The sequence below is a fragment of the Streptomyces racemochromogenes genome, from assembly GCF_039535215.1.
Taxonomy (GTDB): domain Bacteria; phylum Actinomycetota; class Actinomycetes; order Streptomycetales; family Streptomycetaceae; genus Streptomyces; species Streptomyces racemochromogenes.
In genome coordinates, this window is sequence record NZ_BAAAWT010000001.1 from 3648555 (window position 1) to 3665967 (window position 17413).

Below are 17413 nucleotides of genomic sequence, written 5' to 3' on the forward strand. Positions count from 1 at the left end.
CTTCGGCGACGCCCCGCCGGTCGACTACGGCTTCTTCTGGCCGACGGCCGGCGAGAGCGCCCGCCTGCGCGCCTTCGTCGAGACGGTGTGCGGGCTCGGGGGCCCCGACCTGCCCTGACGCCTCCGGGGTGCGGCCGGCGGGGAAGACGCGGATGCTGGTGGTGCCGGCCGTGCTCAGGGCGGGCCGGCATCCGCGAGGAGGAACCCATGTCGATGCTCGACAAGCTCAAGGGCATGCTGAAGGGCCACGAGGACACCGCGCGTCAGGGGGTCGAGAAGGCGGGCGACGCCTTCGACGCGAGGACCGGGAACAAGTACCAGAGCCAGGTCGACATGGCCCAGCAGAAGCTCAACGAGCAGCTGGGAACCGACCGGCCCCAGGAGAACCCGCCGCCGCAGGGCTGAGGCCCCCCAGGAATCGGCGGAGGGCCGCCAGCAGGACGTCCGGCCGTTCGAGGTGGACGTCGTGCCCCGTCCCCGGGACGCTCAGTGCGACCGTCCGCGGCCGCAGCCGGAGCATCTCGCCGATCTCTTCGGGCGCGATGATGCCGCACTGGCCGAGCACGGCCAGGGTCGGGCAGCGCACCTGCGACCACTCGTCCCAGAAGGCCCGCCGGGCGTTCTCCGCGAGCGACGCGACCATCACGTCGCGCTCGAAGCGCGGCCACCAGCCGCCGTCGCGCTCCTCCAGGCCGGCCGCCCAGCCCTCGCCGGCCGGGCCGCCGCCGAGGAACCCGACGGCGGCCTCCCGCGAGGGAAACGGCGCGGGCCAGGAATCGAGCCATCCGCCGATCTCCGCCTGTACGCCGACGCCGGGCCCGCCGGGCCCGGCTTCCACCAGGACGAGCCCGCGGAAGAGCCCGGGGTGCGCGGCGGCGGCGAGCATGGCGGTGTGGCCGCCCAGCGACTGGCCGACCAGCACCGGCTCCCGCAGGCCGAGCCGCTCGCACACGGCGACGGTGTCCTCGACGTACGCGGCCCGGGACACGTCCTGCGGCCGCCGCTCGGAGGCGCCGTGGCCGCGCTGGTCCACGGCCACCACGCGGTGACGCGGGCTCAGCTCCCGCGCGACGGCGTCCCATTCGCCCGCGTGCCCGGCCAGCCCGTGCAGCAGGAGGACGTCCGGCCCCGGGCGGTCCCGGTCACCGCGGTCACCGGGGTCGCCCCAGTCGCGGCAGGAGAGCCGGACCCCGTCGCGCAGGACGACGCGCTCCGACCAGCTCACGCGGGGCCCTCCAGCCACCGGCCGTCACGCATCAGGTCGCGGCCGCGCAGCTCGTTGGCCTCCCGCCAGGCCTGGATCCGGTGCGGCCGGACGAGGAAGTACTGGTAGGCGTCGAGGTCGCGCGGGTCGAAGCCGGTCTTGGCGGCGAACCTCTCCCCGGTCCCCGGGGGCAGTGCGTCGAGGCCGACCGGCTCGGCGGTGCCCTCGACCATGACGACGTCCCGCGTCGGCCCGAGGCCGAGCCGTACCCGGCCGTCGGCCAGCAGGTTGCGACCGGTCACCGAGGCGCGCGGGGTCGACACGAGGAACGCCGTACCGTCCCAGAGGAACGACAGCGGCACCAGGTGCGCACCGCCCGCCGCACCCGCGGAGGCGAGCCACAGGTCGGCGTCCTCCTCGAACCGCTTGCGCGTGTCCCGTAGCCTCTCGTCACGTTCACGCGGCGGCGCGGTGGTCATGGCTTCCTCCGTCAAGTCAACTCGGCCCAGGGCGGGTTCAGGGTACGGTCCCCGCTGCCGCGACCGCCCGGCGTACCCGACGGGAGCGGGCTGAGCCGGTGCCCGGGACGGTCAGGAGGTGGGCCAGGGGGTGGTCGGTGAGTCGTCGAGGGTGAAGAGCGCCCCGTCCGGATCCCGTACGGTCACCTGCCCGTCCCCGTCGGGCCAGGGGCCGCCCGTGACGACGGTGCCGCCGTGTTCGACCGCGGAGGCGGTGGCGGCCTGGAGGTCGCGGACGCGGAAGTGGACCAGCCAGCGCGGCCGCAGGTGGGGCTTGGAAGCGGCCTCCTCCACCGGCCTGCTGTTCAGGCGCGCCACCGCCTCGCCCCCGTAGCGCAGGACGACCTGGTCGTGCTCGTACGAGATGTCGCAGCAGCCGCGGTCGCTGTCGAGGCTCCACTCCAGGACCTCCCCGTAGAAGAGCGCCGCGGCGAAGGCGTCCTGGCTGTGGAGCTCCAGCCAGGCCGGCGCCGTGCCGGAACCGATCCGCCACTCGGCGAGCACCCGGCCCTCCCAGATTCCGAAGGCCGCCCCCTCGCGGTCCAGCGCCAGCGCCGCCCGCCCGCGCGGGGGGTAGGCGACCGGGCCGACGCCGACGGTGCCGCCCCGCTCGCGGATGCGCGCCACCGCCCCTTCGGCGTCGTCGACGGCGAAGTACGGGGTCCACGCCACGGGTACGGCCAGTTCCCGGGCCACCTCGGCGATGCCGGCCACGGCCACCCCGTCGGTCTCGGCGACCGAGAAGGCCCGCCCGAACGACCCGCGCCGGAACGTCCAGCCGAGAACCGCGCGGTAGAAGGCCTCGGAGGCGGCCAGGTCCCGCGCCGCCAGACTGATCCAGCACGGCGCACCCGAGAACTCCGCCGGCACCAGGGCCATGGTCTCCTCCTTCAGTCCCGGACGACGCGGAGCGGCAGCGGAACGGCATCCCGCGCCGCGGTCCGGCGCCTGCCCGCGGAGCCGCGGCCCATGCGTGTCGGTGGCGGAGCGGGAGGCGTCAGGCGGCCCGCTGGGGCTGCCTGAGCTCTGCCTGGCCGAAGAGGAGCGCGTAGCCGTCGGGAAGCTGCCGGAGGATCCGGGCGAGGAGGTCGGGACCGGTGAGCCGGGTCACGACGCCGAGGACGGCGCCGGTGTCCCAGCGGGCGATGGCCGGGCTGGTGGCGCCCCGGGTGGCCATGTCCTTGATGAAGGCCCAGCCCGTGAGCCGTTCGGTGTCGGGGACCTGAGCGGTCAGGGCGCGGGCGGCCTCGACGGGCAGGCACCGCGCGAGGTCGACGCGTTCGTCCCCGACGAGCTGTCGTCCGAGGGCGGCGAGGACGGTACGGACGGCTTCCTCGGCGCGTTCACGGGTGGGATACGCGCCTTCGTAGCGCACGCGTTCCAGCATGTGCTCGAACGTCATGGCGGGCTGGGCCGGGTTCGCTCGATGCCGGTCGAACATGGTGGTGCGGTTGCCTTTCTCTTCGAGGGTCGGTCCTCGGCCGGCGTCAGGTGGGCTGGGGGTGGCCGAAGAGGAGGTCGTAGCCGGGCGGGAGCTGGAGCAGGGCTTCGCGGGTGAGGACGTCCCCGGCCGCCGCGGCCACGGTGGACAGGACGGCGCCGATGTCCCACAGGGCCGTCTTCTCGGTGGCGCCCTCGATCCAGGCCGCGGTCGCGCGGACGAAGCGTTCGGGCGAGAGCGGCTCGGCGGCCTGGAGGGGGTTGAGGAGGATCAGGGCGTAGGTCTCGGGAAGGCGGGCGGCGAGTGAGGCCCGTACGGCTCCGACCAGGTGGGCGCCCAGCAGGGCCAGGACGACGCGGGCCGCCCGTTCGGCTTCCTCCCGGGTCTCGTACTCGCCGCGTTCCTGGACGTGGTCCAGGAAGGCTTCCCTGCGCATCGACATCTCACGTCACCTCCAGGGGAGGGCGGAAGGGGGAGGGCGCGGAGGACCGGGTACCGGAGGGGGATCGGGTTCCCCGTCCTCCGCCGCTGGTGCCGGGTGGCTTGCGGGCCGGTCAGCCGGAGATCTGCTTGCGGCCGGACTCCCCGCCGATGGCGATCTTGCGCGGCTTGGCGCGCTCGGCGATCGGGATCCGCAGGGTGAGGACGCCCGCGTCGTAGTGGGCTTCGATGTGCTCGGTGTCGAGGGTGTCGGCCAGCATGACCTGGCGGGAGAAGACGCCGAGGGGCCGCTCGGAGAGCTCCATCTGCACGCCGTCGGACTTCTCCGCGGGCCGGCGCTCGGCCTTCACCGTCAGCATGTTCCGCTCGACGTCGATGTCGATCGCCTCGGTGCTCACACCGGGGAGGTCGAAGGCGATCACGTACGCGTCACCCTGACGGTAGGCGTCCATCGGCATCACGGACGGCTTCGACCACGTGCCCGACGAGCCCGAGAGCTGCTGGACGATGCGGTCCATCTCGCGGAACGGGTCGGTGCGCATCAGCATCGCGAAACACCTCCAGTTGGTTCAGGCAGGAACTGCCCATGCGCTTCAACGTGCTCCCGTTGTAACATGTCATCGAAACGATGACAAGCAAGAAGTCATCTGGAGGATGACAGATCACGGAGACCGTCATGAACGAGGCCGCAGAGCCGACCGCACCCGTCACCTTCCTGGCCGCCGCCGCGGCACTGGAGACCATCAACCAGGCCGTCCGGGAAGCGCAGCAGGCCTCCACGGGCACATCGGCGGCGCCGCCGGCGGCGGGCGAGGGCCCCCACCCGGCGCTGGCCGCCCTGCTGATGCTGCGCGAGGTCCGCGAGCAGCTGGGAGGCTGGGAAACCGGCCTGATCGAAACCGCCCGCAGCGAGGGCGCCAGCTGGGCCGACCTCGCCGGCCCCCTCGGTGTCGCCAGCCGCCAGGCCGCCGAGCGCCGCTACCTGCGTCTGCGGCCGGGGAAGGCCGGGAGCACGGGCGAGGAGCGCGTCCAGGCCACCCGCGACGCCCGCGCCGCCGACCGCAGCGTGGACGCCTGGGCCCGCGACAACGCCGCCGACCTGCGCCGGCTCGCCGGCCAGGTCACCGCGCTCACCGGCCTCGCCGACGACGCCGAGCGCGCCATCGGCGACCTGAACCAGGCCCTCGCGCACAACGACACCGCCCGCCTCGTCGGCCCCCTGGCCGGCACCCGCGCCCACCTGCGGCCGGAGGACGCCGAGCTGGCCGAGCGCATCGACGCCATGACCCGGCACGCCGACCGGCTCCGCCGGGACACCCGCGGTCAGCGCGGCACGTGACCCGTCCCCCCGGCGTCCGGAGGGGGCACGTTCGTGGCGGGGGTGGTGTGCTGCCCGACCGGACGCGTCCGCCGACCGCCTCGCGGTCGGCCGTGGGCGGGCGTGCTCGCCTCAGGCCTGCTGCGGGGGCGTGCCGGCTTCGGCGGCGCGGCGGTACTCGGCGTTGATGCGCTGGGCCTCTTCGAGCTGGTCCTCGAGGATGATGATGCGGCAGGCGGCCTCGATCGGGGTGCCCTGGTCGACGAGTTCGCGGGCGCGGGCCGCGATGCGGAGCTGGTAGCGGGAGTAGCGGCGGTGACCGCCCTCGGAGCGCAGCGGAGTGATCAGGCGGGCCTCGCCGATGGCGCGGAGGAAGCCCTGCGTGGTGCCGATCATCTCGGCGGCGCGGCCCATGGTGTAGGCGGGGTAGTCGTCGTCGTCGAGACGGTCGTACGAGTCGTCAGCTGTCATTTGCACCTCTCCGTGAAACGCATAGAGGGGCCCTGGTGCCAGTACTGGCACCAGGGCCCTGAAGGAACTACTACACCACCTGCCGGCCCTGATGAAGCGCCGGCCTTCTGTGTCCGCACACCCGGCCCGGTGACTGCCGTCGGTGCGGGGATCGCAGCTGCTTGACCGAAGACCACCTCGCTATCGATGTCCTGCGGTACCCGGACTCGAAACTTCCGCCCGGGCGATCCTGATGGCGCCGCGTTCCTCCGTTCTTTCCTCGCTGATCAACTTCTTGCCCTGCGAATACTGCGTACTGCTGGTGCTGCGTACTGCTCTCGGAGCCCCCTGATCACTGCGGGTCTCCCGGTCCGGCCGCCAGTTTCGTCACCGTCCTGCGAAAGCCATGGCTTCGAAACTCCGCCGCCGCACCGTCCTGCTCACTGCGACTGCTTGTACTGCTTGTACTGCTTGCCGGCAGTTCGTCTCTGCCAGGCCTTGTTGCCTCTGCTGGTTACGGAAGAAAACATAACCCAGCGAGGCGCCGATGTCTACTGCGGCCAACATAGATTTTCCTGCCTCGGCCGAGCAGGTGAGCGCTCCCGGTGCGGAGTGCGCAGTGGTCGCGCAGGCGCGGGGCCCCCTGCACCCGCGCGCCCCCGGTCGTCCTTCCCGCCTGGCGGGACGGCCTGTGGCCGGGGTGGGGCGCCCCGTAGGATCGGGTCTCATGTCGAAGATTGACGAGCTGCTCGTTGACGTCGCCAGGCTGGTGGAGTCCGGGCAGAGCAACCAGATGTCCCTGACCGTCGTGACGGGGGGCGCCGTCATCACAGGTCGGCTGGCACCCGAAGCGGTGTGGCGGCAGCGGGTCTCGGAGGTCCTGGCGGACTCCGACCGGCTGGCCGAGTTCTCCGCCGTCTTCGCCACCGCGGCGGCGAAGGACGGGCCGCCCACGCACCTGCACTTCCACCTGGCGCGGATCCTCCAGGGCACGGTGGGGATCCCGGAGACAGGCGGGATGTACCGCGTCTCGATCGCGGACATCAGCGCCTGGACCATCGGCGACGTCAGCTACTCCGACCACTGACCCCGCCCCACCGCAGCAGTAACCCCGTCGATGCAGGAAAGGGCCCCCACCGGTACACGTGCCGGTGGGGGCCCTTTCGTCGGGTTCTGGCCCGTGTTGACGCGGGCGGCGCCGTCACGGACGGGAACGCCGCCGTGGGACCTGACCGCGCCGGCCGCGAGAAGCGGTGCCGCGGTCGCGCTGTCCGGTGAGCGGCGCGGTGATCTCCACGGGGATGCCGGAGGGGGTGCGGGCGCCCGTGATCCGTGCGAGGGCGCCCTCGCCGGAGCGGACCTGCGTGGTGTCGGGCACGATGCCGGCGGCCGTCATGAGGCGTGTCACGGCGCGGCGCTGGCCGGCGGTGACCAGGGTGACGACGCTGCCCGACGCGCCGGCTCGCGCGGTGCGGCCGCCGCGGTGGAGGTAGTCCTTGTGGTCCGTGGGCGGGTCCACGTTGACGACGAGGTCGAGCTGGTCGACGTGGATTCCGCGGGCCGCGACGTTCCTTTCGTGGTGCGGCACGTACCGAGAAATTCCGGCAGCGACTGAAAGGTGCCGGAATTACGGGAACCAGCTGAATGGAACGCGAGAGCAGGGCGGTCCGGGCCTGGGGGTCGAAACCAACGGACGGGGCGGTGCTGAAATCGAGCCGCGGCTATTCGAGTACGTGCGCCGGCCCTGGAAAAACGAATACAGCTGGGGCCCGCACCCCGAAGGATGCGGGCCCCAGCTGCGTATGACGCGTCAGAGTCAGGCGGGAACGATGTTCTCGGCCGTCGGGCCCTTCTGGCCCTGCGCGATGTCGAAGGAGACCTTCTGCCCCTCCTGGAGCTCGCGGAAGCCCTGGGCGGCGATGTTCGAGTAGTGGGCGAACACGTCAGGACCGCCGCCCTCCTGCTCGATGAAGCCGAAGCCCTTTTCCGCGTTGAACCACTTCACGGTGCCGGCAGCCATGTCATTCTCCTCGGGGCAGTGCAGCGGAATCCGCACCTTGCGAACGCCGTGTCGCCGCATTGATTCCCCATCCGGAAAACGACCGGAATGCAAAACGCCTCCGTGCGGCACGAGGCCGACGGGGCGCCTGGAAATTTCGGGTACCAAAACTGCAACTGGTTTCGACACTAGCACGCGGATGCAGTCCGTGCGGGCTGGCTTTTTTGTTCCCGTGTGTCGCCGCTAAAAACTCTCCCCGGGGTGCCGGTCAAAATCTCCGCCCGCGGACGCAGATATCGGGCACATCCACAATGCGGCGTTTTTCGACCGCCGGGCCGCAGCGCTTCCGGGGTGCCCGCCGCGGCCGCCGCCGCCGGGTTCGGCACCGTGACAGGAGCGTGATAGGTGTTGGCTCCTCACCGGGACGCGCCGCTGAGGAGCCGGCCGTCCGTCGCACGAGAACAGGCAGGTGTCATGAACTGCGCCGAGTTCGTTGAGCTGGTGACCGATTTCCTCGACGGCGTCATGGGTGAGCCGACCGAACTGCGTTGTCTCGTGCACCTGGCGCGGTGCGAGGGCTGCGAGACGTACCTCGACCAGTTCCGGCAGACCGTGGCGGCCGCGGGCGCGCGGTCCGGCCCGAGCCTGCCCGCTTCGGCGCGCGCTCAACTCCTGCGGACGTTCCGCATCTTGCCGCGCGGCTGATCCCGGCGACCGTCGGCGGTGGAGGTCCTCGCCGGGAGGTGAACGCACGCACCCCGTGGACGCCCGCGCTCGTCCCGCTGCCCTAGGCTGGCGCTTCCACTTGACGCCGGCGAGGAGAGACGAATGGCGGGCCCACGCGAACTGCCCACGGACGAGGTCCTGGTGCAGCGCCTCCGCTCCGGTGACGAGGAGACGTTCGCCCTGGTCCTGGACTCCTGGTCGGGCGGCATGCTCCGACTCGCCATGTCGTTCGTGTCGACCAGGGACTCCGCCGAGGAGGCCGTCCAGGACACCTGGCTGGCGGTCATCAGGGGCATCGACGGCTTCGAGGGCCGCGCCTCCCTGAAGACGTGGGTGTACCGGATCCTCGTCAACACCGCCAAGGCGCGCGGCACGAAGGAGAGCAGGACCGTCCCCTTCGCCAGCCTGCTGCCGCAGGAGGAGGAAGGGCCGACGGTCGACGCCGAGCGGTTCCGCGCCCCCGGCGAGCGGTACGCCGGCCACTGGGTCGCCGGGCAGGAACCGCGTCCCTGGGACATCCCCGAGGACCACGTGCTGCGCGGCGAGGTCCGCGAGGTGATCGCGGCGGCGATCGACGAGCTCCCGCCCCGCCTCCGTACCGTGATCACCCTGCGCGACGTCGCCGGGTACGGGTCCGACGAGGTGTGCGCGCTCCTTGAGATCTCCCCGGGGAACCAGCGCGTCCTGCTCCACCGGGGCAGGGCCCTGCTGCGCCGTAAGCTGGAGGCGTACTTGTCAGGTGCGCATGACGTCGCGAGCGGGAGGGGACACGCGTGAACTGCAACGACTTCGTGGAGCTGGTGACCGAGTTCCTCGACGGCGCGTTGCCCGAAGGGGACGAGCGGCGCTTCGTCGAGCACCTGGCGGAGTGCTCCGGGTGCGAGACCTACCTCGACCAGTTCCGTCAGACGATCGCCGCCACGGGCGAACTGACCTCGGACGGCATCTCGTCCGACGCCAGGCGGCACCTCCTCACCGCCTTCCGGGACTGGCAGCGAGAAGCCTGACGCTGCTTCGCGGGGCCCCCGCGCCGGCCGGATCCGTCAGGCGCGCTTGAGCTCGGCCGCGCCGAAGGAGACGCTGAAGCGCTCGCACCAGATGGTCACCGTGGAGAACGTGTTCAGGTCGGTGCCGGCGGGGATCGCGTAGTTCTGGTTGCCCTCGTTGCCCTTGAGGCCGCCGAGATCGATGTGCCTGCCGTCGTCGAGGTTGCCGCCGCCGCCCTTCCTGACCGGCTGGTCGCTGAGCCACACGTGGACGGCCGGACCGTCGGAGGTGCGCAGGTTCGTCAGGCGCAGGGTCGCCTTCCCGTCGGCGAGCTGCTGGACCTCGACCGAGCCGCTGGTCTCGTGCTCGTGCGAGACGAACGCACCGTTCGCCACCTGCTTGACCGTGCCCCCCTGCCGGCCGGCGGCCGCGGGAGGCGCCTCGTCCACACGGTCCGTGGTGAACAGCCTCCAGGGCTGGAAGAGGTACAGCCCGACGGCCGCCACGACGACGACCGCGGCAGTGGTGATCCAGAGGGCGCTGCGGCGCTTGCTACGGCACATGGGGGATTCCGTTTCTTCTCGGGTGTTCGTGGGCGCCGAGGCGGCACCGGCGACTGCCTCGGCGCCCTGGGCACTGGGTGTTCAGAGACGGAAAGAGCGGCGAACGTTACAGACGAACGTCCGCCGCTCCGGTCCGGCTACGACTTTCAGCAGTTCCCGGCGGGTTGCGCGGGCTCGGCGGGGGCGGCCGGGGAGCTCGTGGCGGCGGGAGCGGCCACGTGGGCGCGGCGCAGCGCGTCGGCCTCGTCGCGGACGGCGTCGAGCCGGACCTCGAGCATGGCGACCCGCTCGCGGTAGCGCTCCAGCTCGGCCCGGACGAACTCGGCGTCGGCGACCTTGCGCGCGGCCTCCTCGCGGATCGCGGCGGTCTCCTCGGAGAACGTGGCGGTCGCGGCGTCGAGCGCGGCGACGGCCATGTCGGCCGCCTCCTCGGCGAGCGTGGCGCGCTCCTCGGCGGCGAGGATGCGCTGCGCGGAGGCGCGCGTGACCGTCTCGATGCGCGCCTCGGCCGCCGCGGAGTCGGTGATGATCGCCAACTCCTCGATGTACGAGGGGAGATCGGCGGCGAGCTGCTTGACGAGCGCGACCACGGTGTCGCGGGAGTGGGCGCCGTCGCCGCGGCCGTCCGTCGCGGGGGAAGCGGCGGCCTCCTCCCGCTGGCCCGTCCCACCCTGCACGGCCTCCGCCGGTGCCGGTGCCGGGGCCTCGTGAGCGGCTCCCTTCGGCTCCTCCTTGGCCTCGGCCGCCGCGCGCCTGTCCTCCTTGCGCTGCTTCCGCTTGGCGCGGAACTTCCTGAACGCTCCGAGCGCGTTGTGGTCGGGGTGGTCGCAGTAGCGGGAGGCCGGTCCCTCCGCGCCGGGTGCCTTCGGCTCGGGCGCGTGGGTGCAGCCCGGGTAGGCGCAGGTGGGAGCGGTCTCGACCATCTCAACAGTCATGGTTCTCAGCCCTTCGCAGCGATGTCGGCGGTGTTGGTCATACCTGTCAGTGCCGCTGAACGGCCGGACGTTACAGACGGGTTCGGCGGGAACGCGACGCCAGCGCAGCCAGTCGGAACCGGTCTGGAGAAGAACGAAGGCCCAGGTCGTTGACCTGGGCCTTCGTTCGTCAGCGAACAATTCGTCCACGTCGGCGGCGGCCGGCTGCTGCACTGAGAGGCCGACGAGCAAGGAGACAGAACGAAATGAAGGAACGAGTCCGCGCCGTCCTCGTCACCGCTGACGACACGATGCTGGTCATCCGCCGCACCAAGCCCGATGTCCCCGAGTACTGGGTGCTCCCCGGCGGCGGCGTCGAGCCCGGCGACGAGTCCCGGGAGGCCGCCCTCCACCGGGAGATCCACGAGGAGATCGCGGGGAAGGCCGACATCGTGCGCCTCCTCCACACCGTGGAGTCCGACGACGAGCGCCAGCTCTTCTACCTCGCCCGCATCGCGACCTGGTCCTTCGAGGACCGCACCGGCCCCGAGTTCAGCGCCGAGGGCCGCGGCGAGTACGCACTGGAGCAGGTCCCGCTGACCGTGGAAGGGCTCGACCGCATCGACCTCAGGCCCGAGGAGATCGCCCAGGTCCTGAGGGGCGCCATCAGCGCCGGAAACCTCGCCCCGTTCCGTCACTGAACGACCTGGACGTGCTGGACGGATGCCCCGGACCTTGGTCGTCCGGGGCGATTCCGCACGTTCGGATGATGCGCCCCTCAGGGGGCGGAGGTGGGGCGCGTCCAGCACTCGAGGTCGGTCAGGGCCTTGGTGAAGGAGCCGAGCATCGGGCGCAGGTGGTCGGGGTCGAGCGGGACGAGGCCGTCGGTGTGGGCACCGCCCGCCACCGTGATGTAGCGGTGCAGGCCGGCGCGGCCGGCGTCGGTGACCATGCGGTGGTAGGCGTCGCCGAAGGCGGTCGGCGGGGTGAGGGCGTCGAGGCCGCCCTGGATGCTGATGAGCGGGCGGCGGATGTTCCCGGTGAGGGAGATCCGTTCCAGGGCCTCGTGGACGGCGCGGGGGCGGGAGGCGAAGTCGTAGTCGGTGTCGCAGCCGGCTCCGGGGCCCGCGGGGCAGGGCGGGCTGCCCGGCTGGGGGGTTCCGGGTCCGTCGTAGTCGGGGTCGAGCTCCTCGCGGATCACGCGCTGGAGGAGGTTCCACTGGTAGTCGTGGTGCCAGCGCCGCGTTCACCCTGTGGGTGCCGGACTGGGCGGTGCGGGCCGAGTACATCTCCGACCTGCTGATGTTCGCGCTCGGCGTGGTCCTGGCGCTGGCCACGGCGGCGGTCGCCGTACGGGAGCGGCAGGCCCGCGGGCGGCTGGAGGACACCCTCGCCCAGGTGGCGCAGCTGTCGGCGGCGCGGGAGCGCAACCGGCTGGCCCGCGAGATCCATGACAGCCTCGGGCACCATCTGACCGCGATCGGGTTCCAGTTGGAGAAGGCCGAGGCGTTCGCCTCCCTCGACCCGGCCGCCTCCGCGCAGGCCGTGTCCCACGCCCGCTGGTCCGCAGGCGGGCTTCTCCGATGGCACGGAGGAAGCTCTGGGTGGTGCCGATCATTTCGGCGGCCCGGCCCATGGTGTAGGCGGGGTAGTCGTCGTCGAGACGGTCGTACGAGTCGTCTGCTGTCATGTGCGCCTCTCTGCGGAACGCGTTGAGGGTCCTGGTGCCGTACGGCACCAGGACCCTCAAGGAACTACTACACCATCTCCCGACCCTGATATCGCGCCGCCTCCTGTGTCCGACGGCCGGCCTGCCTCGATCCCCGAGCCCGCACCGGACCCGCCCGGCGGCACTTCGCCCCGCCGGATGCCCGGCGGGGCGAGGACCAGGCTTGGAGGAGTGCGCCGACGGTGTCGGCTGTGCGCGGGCCGGGCTCTCCCGGCCGTTCGGATACCGGCTCAGGCCCGTCCGTATGCGGGGTCAGGTTCCTGCCGGGAGGCCGGGCCACGGAAGCGCGCTGGAGCGGGTCGGAGGGGTGGAGCGGTACGGGGGGCCGGGAAGGACCGCGGCAGGTGAAACCGAGCTTGGTCGTGGCCCGGACGACTTCCGGCGGTGAAATCGCGGCGGTCCTGGCCGGTGATGACCTGTCCTACCTGTTTGACCGGGTAGGCGCGGCGACCGATGATCACGGACTCGCTGGTGATCTCCTCGGGCTTGACGCCCTTCATGGAGTCCAGGACACCGCTCTTGGTGAGGTCGAAGGGGAAGCGGGCGATGACACAGCGCACGATCCCTCACAAGGAGAGGAAGGGGTTGGCTTCCCGCGCAGGGATCAGGCGAGGACGAGGGCGGGCCCGGGGGTACCCGGGCTGCCGTCCCGTTCGTCCCTCACGCACGGGACGGGGAGCCGGACGTGGCTCCCGGGGTGCCCGGCGGTCGGCGCGCCGTTGCCGGGGAGGTCGCGCAGCCGGAGGTGGTCGGAGTAGGAGGGGCTGTCCCGGACGGCGGCGAGCTGGGCCGTGGTGACCAGTCCGGTGCACAGGCCGTCGTCGTCGCAGACGAGCAGGCGCCCGGCGGGGGCACCGGCCATGACGGCCAGGGCCACCTCGACGGTCATGTGGTCCCCGACCTGGAGTCCTCCCCCGTCCCCGGTGTCGGTCACCGGCCTGGCCGCAGTGATGGCGGGCGCCGAACGGGGCTGTGTGCGGACCGGTGTCACAACGTGCCTCCTGGGGAGATGGGCCGACTTCCGGATCACGTGGAGCTCAGGCCGCCGCGTCGGCGGAACGCCGCGTGTCGGCGCGCCGTGCTGCCGAGGTGGGACGCCGTCGACCGTGGGAGGCCGTGTCGCGCCCGGGCGGTGCGGCGGGCGGTGCGGCGATCGTCACCGGGATGCCCGACGGGATGCGTGCGCCGGTGATCCGGGCGAGTGCCTCCTCGCCCGAGCGGACCCGGGTGGTCTCGGGCACGATCCCGGCGTTCGCCATGAGGCGGGTCATGTCACGGCGCTGGCCGGCGGTGACCAGGGTGACGACGCTGCCGGACTCGCCGGCCCGGGCGGTACGGCCGCCGCGGTGGAGGTAGTCCTTGTGGTCGGCCGGCGGGTCCACGTTGACGACGAGGTCGAGGTGGTCGACGTGGATGCCGCGCGCGGCGACGTTCGTCGCGACCAGGACGGTGACGTGCCCGGTCTTGAACTGGGAGAGGGTGCGGGTGCGTTGTGGCTGCGACTTCCCGCCGTGCAGGGCGGCGGCACGGACACCGCAGTCGAGGAGGTCCTCGGTGAGGCGGTCCACGGCGTGCTTGGTGTCCAGGAACATGATCACCCGGCCGTCGCGCGCCGCGATCTCCGTCGTCAGCCGGTGCTTGTCGGCATCGTGCACGTGCAGGACGTGGTGCTCCATCGTGGTGACCGCGCCCTGGGAGGGGTCCACGGAGTGGACGACGGGATCGCTGAGGTAGCGGCGGACCAGGAGGTCGACGTTGCGGTCCAGGGTCGCGGAGAACAGCATGCACTGGCCCTCGGGGCGGACCTGGTTCAGGAGCGCCGTGACCTGCGGCATGAACCCCATGTCGGCCATCTGATCGGCCTCGTCCAGGACGGTGATCGAGACCTGGTCCAGCCGGCAGTCGCCGCGGTCGATCAGGTCCTTGAGGCGGCCGGGCGTGGCCACGACGACTTCGACGCCCCCGCGCAGCGCGTTCGCCTGCCGACGGATCGGCATTCCGCCGACGACGGTGGTCAGGCGCAGTTTCACGGCGCGGGCGTAGGGAGTGAGGGCGTCGGTGACCTGCTGCGCGAGTTCCCGGGTGGGGACCAGGACGAGCGCCAGCGGCCGGCGGGGCTCGGCGAGCTGTCCGGCGGTGCGGGCGAGCAGGGACAGACCGAAGGCGAGGGTCTTGCCGGAGCCGGTCCGGCCACGGCCGAGGACGTCACGGCCGGCCAGGGAGTTCGGCAGTGTCGCGCCCTGGATGGGGAACGGGACGGCCACGCCCTGCACGGTGAGCACGGCCAGCAAACGCCGGTCCAGGGCCAGATCGGCGAACCTCTCGACGGGGGGCAGCGCGGGGGTGACCGTCTTCGGCGGAGCGAACTCGCCCTGCGCCGGGGAGGGCCGCCGGCCGCCTCCGCCGAAACGCCCCGGAGCTCCCGATCGGCTCGGGGCGGACGAACGGGAGGGGCTGCTCAGTCCAGAACCGGCTGAGCCGTACACGCGGCCGCCGTCGCGGCGGGTGCGGGAGGAACGGCCGTTCGTGCGTGTGGGGTTCATTCAGAACCTTCCTTGATGCGGCGCGTATCGAGGAATTCCGGCGGCGGAAGAGCGGCGTCGGGAATCACGGCACGGGCCGAATGAAATACGGCCGGTAAACGGCTTGGCTCGGGGCGGCGAACTGTCGGCACCACCGGGCGAGCGAAATAAACGCGAAAGGCGCAGGTGTGCGTGAAAAGCATGAGAAAAGCATGCAGCTGGGGCCCGCACCCCGAGGGATGCGGGCCCCAGCTGCAAGTGACGCGTCGGCGTCAGGCCGAAACGATGTTCTCGGCGGTCGGGCCCTTCTGGCCCTGCGCGATGTCGAAGGAGACCTTCTGGCCTTCCTGGAGCTCGCGGAAGCCCTGGCTGGCAATGTTCGAGTAGTGGGCGAACACGTCAGGGCCGCCACCGTCCTGCTCGATGAAGCCGAAACCCTTTTCCGCGTTGAACCACTTGACGGTACCAGTACTCATGTCATGTCTCCTTGGGGCATTACGCCGGAATCCGTACCGTACGGACGCCGTGTCGCCGCGATGATGCCCTGCCCGGAAAATGACCGGAAATGCAAAGCGCTTCCGTGTGGCATGCGGCCGACGAGAGTGCTTGAATCTGGGGTACCAAAACTGCAACTAATTTGACAGTAGCACGTCGCTGCAGTCCGTGCGTGGTGAAATTTTTCCCCGCCGTGTCGCCGGTAAAAATCCTCCGGGCGTGAGTGGTCAGAACCTCGGTCCGCGGATACAGATATTTCGTTCGGTCCGGAGTCAGCGAATAGACATTTCTTCGCCGGCCATGAGGGTGCCCGTGGTGTGGAGGTTGCCCGGGGTGGACGCGGCCGCCATCAGGCGCGCGGCGGAAGCGGGTTCGGTCTCGGGGGGAATCACGAGCAGATCGCAGCGGGTGAGCCCGTACGAGAGCAGCATCATCGTGTCGAGATCCTGGCCCGTGAACCAGCCGACGGGCACGGCGTATTCGCCGACGGCGACTTCGCGCGGCGCGACAGGCCAGGGGGCGGGGTTCGCGGTGACGCGGGTGACGCGTCCCCAGCGGGCCCGCAGCGCGTCCACGAGGGGCGGCAGCTCGGTGGCGAGATCGCGTGAGTACGGCCACCAGGCACCGTCCAGCAGACCGGCCAGGGCGGTGTTCGGCGTGAGTGTCAGGCGTGCCTGATGGGTGGGAGCGGTGGTGCTGGTCATGGGACCGGGACCCGTCCCCGGGGTGCCTGGGGGCGCCCCGGCCTAGTGATCGCCGGGAACGGCGTCCGCATGGGGGCGGGTGTACGAGGTGCTCCCGGTACCTCCAAGCGTACTCCGGGGTGGCCGAAGAGGAGGGAGGCCGCAGCCGGGCGGGAGCCGGAGCAGGACGTCGTGCATGAGGCCGTCAGCCGCGCCACTCGAACAGGACGAGCGTGGCGTCGTCCGAGGTGGTTTCGCCGCGCGCCCGCTTGAGGCTGTGGGACAGCTCCCGGGCCACGGTACGGATCCCGTGGTCGGCCTCCTCCAGCTGGTTCACCCAGTCGATCAGCTGTTCCTCGCCGAACTGCTCCTGCCCGCTCTCGTGTTCTTCGACCAGGCCGTCGGTGAAGCACAGGACGCGGTCGCCCGGCTCCAGTGCCACCGCGCTGACCTGCGGCTGGTCCCCGCCGAAGCCGACGGGGAGGGTCGTGGGGCTCTCCAGCCGGCCTACGACGCGGTGTGCGCGGACCAACATCGGCGCGGGGTGCCCCGCGTTGACCCACTGGAGGCGGCCCGTGTCCGTGTCCAGGCGCATCATCTGGGCGGTCACGAAGTGGTCCGGGTCGAACTGCTCGGCGACCGCGCGGTCCATGAAGAGGTAGATCTCGGACAGCTCGATGCTGATCCGGCGGGCGTGGCGGTACGCGCCGATGGCCACCGTGGCCATGGTGGCCGCATCCAGGCCGTGTCCCATGGCGTCGATCATGGCGAGGTGCATGACGTCGCCGTTGAGGGCGTAGTCGAAGCTGTCGCCGGCGACGTCGTATGCGGGCTCCAGGACTCCGGCGAGCGCGACGTGAGGCATCACCATCGAGAGCGGGGGCAGCAGGGACCACTGGATCTCCGCGGCGACGCTCATCGGTTCGCTGCGTCGGGTCCGGAAGAAGAGGTCTGTGTAGCCGTTCTTGGTCTGCAGCAGGTCGGCCGCCAGGCCCGCGATCCTGCGCATGAGGCGGCGGGCGTCGTCGTCGATCCTGTCCAGGGCGACCGACAGGACCCCCACCTGGTCGCCGCCGTCCAGCAGGGGCAGGTGGACCCGTACGCCGTCGGGCGCCAGGACTTCGACGGTGCGCGACTCCAGGAAGCACCGGCCGGCCTCGGACCGGTCAATGGGCTGGGAACCCCCGGCCCCCGCTCCCATACCGGGCAGGGGGACCAGGATCTGCTGCCCGTAGTCCTGGAGCAGGATCTGCGGCTCGCGGCCGCCCAGCCGGGCCACCGCCTCCGCGACGAGCGGGGCGACCAGATGCGGCGGCAGCTCGTGCGCCCGGTCCAGGAGCAGCCCGAGCAGCCCCTCCCCGAAGCTCTCCGAGCGGTCCGGTTCCCCACGCCCTCCGACGGTCATCCTGTTGCCTCCAGCCGG

At 71.7% G+C, this 17413-nt stretch carries 24 protein-coding genes and 4 pseudogenes; 8 read left to right on the top strand and 20 right to left on the bottom strand.

All coding sequences use genetic code 11. The annotated features are described in order from the left end of the window. Nucleotides 1-207: 207 nt before the first annotated feature. Complete coding sequence (locus ABD973_RS16815; RefSeq protein ID WP_345500642.1) at nucleotides 208-405, top strand: antitoxin; 198 nt, start codon at nucleotides 208-210, stop codon at nucleotides 403-405. On the opposite strand, the gene ABD973_RS16820 is transcribed toward ABD973_RS16815, so the two are convergent. The 6 genes from ABD973_RS16820 to ABD973_RS16845 all read right to left on the bottom strand — a co-directional run bounded on the left by ABD973_RS16820 (nucleotide 350) and on the right by ABD973_RS16845 (nucleotide 4152). Further along, complete coding sequence (locus tag ABD973_RS16820; protein WP_345500644.1) at nucleotides 350-1225, bottom strand: alpha/beta fold hydrolase; 876 nt, start codon at nucleotides 1223-1225, stop codon at nucleotides 350-352. The two genes, ABD973_RS16815 and ABD973_RS16820, sit on opposite strands and share 56 nt — an antisense overlap. Further along, nucleotides 1222-1683, bottom strand: a complete 462-nt coding sequence (locus ABD973_RS16825) for a pyridoxamine 5'-phosphate oxidase family protein (RefSeq protein ID WP_125821650.1) — start codon at nucleotides 1681-1683, stop codon at nucleotides 1222-1224. Before ABD973_RS16825 ends, ABD973_RS16820 begins: the two co-directional genes overlap by 4 nt. Before the next feature lie 111 nt (nucleotides 1684-1794). After that, entirely contained in the window at nucleotides 1795-2601 is an 807-nt protein-coding gene (locus ABD973_RS16830) for a VOC family protein (RefSeq protein ID WP_345500647.1), read from the bottom strand. 118 nt (nucleotides 2602-2719) lie between these two features. After that, on the bottom strand, nucleotides 2720-3163 hold the full coding sequence (locus tag ABD973_RS16835) for a DUF2267 domain-containing protein (RefSeq protein ID WP_125821648.1): 444 nt from the start codon (nucleotides 3161-3163) through the stop codon (nucleotides 2720-2722). A 46-nt stretch (nucleotides 3164-3209) separates the two neighbouring features. Beyond that, on the bottom strand, nucleotides 3210-3605 hold the full coding sequence (locus ABD973_RS16840; protein WP_125597834.1) for a DUF2267 domain-containing protein: 396 nt from the start codon (nucleotides 3603-3605) through the stop codon (nucleotides 3210-3212). Nucleotides 3606-3717: 112 nt separating this feature from the next. Beyond that, the gene (locus tag ABD973_RS16845; RefSeq protein ID WP_345500649.1) at nucleotides 3718-4152 is read right to left on the bottom strand and encodes an Hsp20/alpha crystallin family protein; all 435 of its coding nucleotides are present in this window, start codon (nucleotides 4150-4152) and stop codon (nucleotides 3718-3720) included. Between the two features lie 128 nt (nucleotides 4153-4280). Here ABD973_RS16845 and ABD973_RS16850 point away from each other — a divergent pair, with 128 nt between their 5' ends. Beyond that, the gene (locus ABD973_RS16850; protein WP_125821646.1) at nucleotides 4281-4943 is read left to right on the top strand and encodes an HSP18 transcriptional regulator; all 663 of its coding nucleotides are present in this window, start codon (nucleotides 4281-4283) and stop codon (nucleotides 4941-4943) included. A 111-nt stretch (nucleotides 4944-5054) separates the two neighbouring features. Here ABD973_RS16850 and ABD973_RS16855 read toward each other — a convergent pair whose 3' ends face one another. Beyond that, the gene (locus ABD973_RS16855) at nucleotides 5055-5393 is read right to left on the bottom strand and encodes a MerR family transcriptional regulator (RefSeq protein WP_125821645.1); all 339 of its coding nucleotides are present in this window, start codon (nucleotides 5391-5393) and stop codon (nucleotides 5055-5057) included. A gap of 706 nt (nucleotides 5394-6099) precedes the next feature. On the opposite strand from ABD973_RS16855, the gene ABD973_RS16860 reads away from it, so the two are divergent. Next, the gene (locus ABD973_RS16860) at nucleotides 6100-6459 is read left to right on the top strand and encodes a hypothetical protein (RefSeq protein WP_125597847.1); all 360 of its coding nucleotides are present in this window, start codon (nucleotides 6100-6102) and stop codon (nucleotides 6457-6459) included. A gap of 114 nt (nucleotides 6460-6573) precedes the next feature. Here ABD973_RS16860 and ABD973_RS16865 read toward each other — a convergent pair. Both ABD973_RS16865 and ABD973_RS16870 read right to left on the bottom strand, forming a co-directional pair. Further along, nucleotides 6574-6942 (bottom strand): annotated as a pseudogene (locus ABD973_RS16865) (helicase-related protein); the annotation flags it as partial. A 246-nt stretch (nucleotides 6943-7188) separates the two neighbouring features. Beyond that, a complete protein-coding gene (locus ABD973_RS16870) occupies nucleotides 7189-7392 on the bottom strand; it encodes a cold-shock protein (protein ID WP_030747648.1) in 204 nt (67 codons plus the stop codon). 453 nt (nucleotides 7393-7845) lie between these two features. Here ABD973_RS16870 and ABD973_RS16875 point away from each other — a divergent pair, with 453 nt between their 5' ends. The 3 genes from ABD973_RS16875 (at nucleotide 7846) to ABD973_RS16885 (ending at nucleotide 9104) form a co-directional block, all read left to right on the top strand. Further along, the gene (locus ABD973_RS16875) at nucleotides 7846-8076 is read left to right on the top strand and encodes an anti-sigma factor family protein (protein WP_345500654.1); all 231 of its coding nucleotides are present in this window, start codon (nucleotides 7846-7848) and stop codon (nucleotides 8074-8076) included. A gap of 123 nt (nucleotides 8077-8199) precedes the next feature. Next, on the top strand, nucleotides 8200-8874 hold the full coding sequence (locus tag ABD973_RS16880; RefSeq protein WP_125821642.1) for an RNA polymerase sigma factor: 675 nt from the start codon (nucleotides 8200-8202) through the stop codon (nucleotides 8872-8874). Continuing rightward, nucleotides 8871-9104: an anti-sigma factor family protein gene (locus tag ABD973_RS16885; RefSeq protein WP_345500656.1), complete on the top strand. Its 234-nt coding sequence runs from the start codon at nucleotides 8871-8873 to the stop codon at nucleotides 9102-9104. The genes ABD973_RS16880 and ABD973_RS16885 overlap by 4 nt, the downstream gene beginning before the upstream one ends. A gap of 36 nt (nucleotides 9105-9140) precedes the next feature. On the opposite strand, the gene ABD973_RS16890 is transcribed toward ABD973_RS16885, so the two are convergent. Both ABD973_RS16890 and ABD973_RS16895 read right to left on the bottom strand, forming a co-directional pair. Continuing rightward, the gene (locus ABD973_RS16890; RefSeq protein WP_125821640.1) at nucleotides 9141-9647 is read right to left on the bottom strand and encodes a DM13 domain-containing protein; all 507 of its coding nucleotides are present in this window, start codon (nucleotides 9645-9647) and stop codon (nucleotides 9141-9143) included. Between the two features lie 146 nt (nucleotides 9648-9793). Further along, nucleotides 9794-10582 carry a hypothetical protein gene (locus tag ABD973_RS16895; RefSeq protein ID WP_345500659.1) on the bottom strand — a complete coding sequence of 263 codons (789 nt, stop codon included), beginning with the start codon at nucleotides 10580-10582 and terminating at the stop codon, nucleotides 9794-9796. 245 nt (nucleotides 10583-10827) lie between these two features. On the opposite strand from ABD973_RS16895, the gene ABD973_RS16900 reads away from it, so the two are divergent. After that, nucleotides 10828-11262 carry an NUDIX hydrolase gene (locus ABD973_RS16900; protein WP_125821638.1) on the top strand — a complete coding sequence of 145 codons (435 nt, stop codon included), beginning with the start codon at nucleotides 10828-10830 and terminating at the stop codon, nucleotides 11260-11262. 77 nt (nucleotides 11263-11339) lie between these two features. Here ABD973_RS16900 and ABD973_RS16905 read toward each other — a convergent pair whose 3' ends face one another. Next, the gene (locus ABD973_RS16905) at nucleotides 11340-11762 is read right to left on the bottom strand and encodes a hypothetical protein (RefSeq protein ID WP_125821637.1); all 423 of its coding nucleotides are present in this window, start codon (nucleotides 11760-11762) and stop codon (nucleotides 11340-11342) included. Between the two features lie 101 nt (nucleotides 11763-11863). Here ABD973_RS16905 and ABD973_RS16910 point away from each other — a divergent pair. Continuing rightward, nucleotides 11864-12061: pseudogene (locus ABD973_RS16910) on the top strand (histidine kinase); the annotation flags it as partial. Nucleotides 12062-12092: 31 nt separating this feature from the next. On the opposite strand, the pseudogene ABD973_RS16915 reads toward ABD973_RS16910, so the two are convergent. From ABD973_RS16915 to ABD973_RS16950, 8 genes and pseudogenes are all read right to left on the bottom strand, one after another. Then, nucleotides 12093-12251 (bottom strand): annotated as a pseudogene (locus tag ABD973_RS16915) (MerR family transcriptional regulator); the annotation flags it as partial. Between the two features lie 319 nt (nucleotides 12252-12570). Beyond that, nucleotides 12571-12850: pseudogene (locus ABD973_RS16920) on the bottom strand (SCO5918 family protein); the annotation flags it as partial. A 44-nt stretch (nucleotides 12851-12894) separates the two neighbouring features. Then, on the bottom strand, nucleotides 12895-13224 hold the full coding sequence (locus tag ABD973_RS16925; protein ID WP_386381875.1) for a CBS domain-containing protein: 330 nt from the start codon (nucleotides 13222-13224) through the stop codon (nucleotides 12895-12897). A gap of 103 nt (nucleotides 13225-13327) precedes the next feature. Then, the gene (locus ABD973_RS16930; RefSeq protein WP_345500661.1) at nucleotides 13328-14833 is read right to left on the bottom strand and encodes a DEAD/DEAH box helicase; all 1506 of its coding nucleotides are present in this window, start codon (nucleotides 14831-14833) and stop codon (nucleotides 13328-13330) included. Further along, nucleotides 14830-15015, bottom strand: a complete 186-nt coding sequence (locus tag ABD973_RS16935; protein ID WP_345500663.1) for a hypothetical protein — start codon at nucleotides 15013-15015, stop codon at nucleotides 14830-14832. Before ABD973_RS16935 ends, ABD973_RS16930 begins: the two co-directional genes overlap by 4 nt. 69 nt (nucleotides 15016-15084) lie before the next feature. Beyond that, nucleotides 15085-15288 carry a cold-shock protein gene (locus tag ABD973_RS16940; RefSeq protein WP_125821633.1) on the bottom strand — a complete coding sequence of 68 codons (204 nt, stop codon included), beginning with the start codon at nucleotides 15286-15288 and terminating at the stop codon, nucleotides 15085-15087. A 291-nt stretch (nucleotides 15289-15579) separates the two neighbouring features. Further along, a complete protein-coding gene (locus ABD973_RS16945) occupies nucleotides 15580-16011 on the bottom strand; it encodes a DUF5994 family protein (RefSeq protein WP_345500667.1) in 432 nt (143 codons plus the stop codon). 184 nt (nucleotides 16012-16195) lie between these two features. Beyond that, complete coding sequence (locus ABD973_RS16950; protein WP_125821631.1) at nucleotides 16196-17395, bottom strand: PP2C family protein-serine/threonine phosphatase; 1200 nt, start codon at nucleotides 17393-17395, stop codon at nucleotides 16196-16198. Nucleotides 17396-17413 lie beyond the last annotated feature (18 nt).

What these genes read in the sequence shown, in the direction of transcription:
- ABD973_RS16940 (WP_125821633.1), bottom strand. Translation starts at nt 15,288, where the DNA reads ATGAGTACTGGTACCGTCAAGTGGTTCAACGCGGAAAAGGGTTTCGGC.
- ABD973_RS16950 (WP_125821631.1), bottom strand. Translation starts at nt 17,395, where the DNA reads ATGACCGTCGGAGGGCGTGGGGAACCGGACCGCTCGGAGAGCTTCGGG.
- ABD973_RS16870 (WP_030747648.1), bottom strand. Translation starts at nt 7,392, where the DNA reads ATGGCTGCCGGCACCGTGAAGTGGTTCAACGCGGAAAAGGGCTTCGGC.
- ABD973_RS16825 (WP_125821650.1), bottom strand. Translation starts at nt 1,683, where the DNA reads ATGACCACCGCGCCGCCGCGTGAACGTGACGAGAGGCTACGGGACACG.
- ABD973_RS16845 (WP_345500649.1), bottom strand. Translation starts at nt 4,152, where the DNA reads ATGCTGATGCGCACCGACCCGTTCCGCGAGATGGACCGCATCGTCCAG.
- ABD973_RS16945 (WP_345500667.1), bottom strand. Translation starts at nt 16,011, where the DNA reads ATGACCAGCACCACCGCTCCCACCCATCAGGCACGCCTGACACTCACG.
- ABD973_RS16860 (WP_125597847.1), top strand. Translation starts at nt 6,100, where the DNA reads ATGTCGAAGATTGACGAGCTGCTCGTTGACGTCGCCAGGCTGGTGGAG.
- ABD973_RS16835 (WP_125821648.1), bottom strand. Translation starts at nt 3,163, where the DNA reads ATGTTCGACCGGCATCGAGCGAACCCGGCCCAGCCCGCCATGACGTTC.
- ABD973_RS16840 (WP_125597834.1), bottom strand. Translation starts at nt 3,605, where the DNA reads ATGTCGATGCGCAGGGAAGCCTTCCTGGACCACGTCCAGGAACGCGGC.
- ABD973_RS16850 (WP_125821646.1), top strand. Translation starts at nt 4,281, where the DNA reads ATGAACGAGGCCGCAGAGCCGACCGCACCCGTCACCTTCCTGGCCGCC.
- ABD973_RS16855 (WP_125821645.1), bottom strand. Translation starts at nt 5,393, where the DNA reads ATGACAGCTGACGACTCGTACGACCGTCTCGACGACGACGACTACCCC.
- ABD973_RS16895 (WP_345500659.1), bottom strand. Translation starts at nt 10,582, where the DNA reads ATGACTGTTGAGATGGTCGAGACCGCTCCCACCTGCGCCTACCCGGGC.
- ABD973_RS16900 (WP_125821638.1), top strand. Translation starts at nt 10,828, where the DNA reads ATGAAGGAACGAGTCCGCGCCGTCCTCGTCACCGCTGACGACACGATG.
- ABD973_RS16930 (WP_345500661.1), bottom strand. Translation starts at nt 14,833, where the DNA reads ATGAACCCCACACGCACGAACGGCCGTTCCTCCCGCACCCGCCGCGAC.
- ABD973_RS16935 (WP_345500663.1), bottom strand. Translation starts at nt 15,015, where the DNA reads ATGCTTTTCACGCACACCTGCGCCTTTCGCGTTTATTTCGCTCGCCCG.
- ABD973_RS16875 (WP_345500654.1), top strand. Translation starts at nt 7,846, where the DNA reads ATGAACTGCGCCGAGTTCGTTGAGCTGGTGACCGATTTCCTCGACGGC.
- ABD973_RS16890 (WP_125821640.1), bottom strand. Translation starts at nt 9,647, where the DNA reads ATGTGCCGTAGCAAGCGCCGCAGCGCCCTCTGGATCACCACTGCCGCG.
- ABD973_RS16830 (WP_345500647.1), bottom strand. Translation starts at nt 2,601, where the DNA reads ATGGCCCTGGTGCCGGCGGAGTTCTCGGGTGCGCCGTGCTGGATCAGT.
- ABD973_RS16815 (WP_345500642.1), top strand. Translation starts at nt 208, where the DNA reads ATGTCGATGCTCGACAAGCTCAAGGGCATGCTGAAGGGCCACGAGGAC.
- ABD973_RS16880 (WP_125821642.1), top strand. Translation starts at nt 8,200, where the DNA reads ATGGCGGGCCCACGCGAACTGCCCACGGACGAGGTCCTGGTGCAGCGC.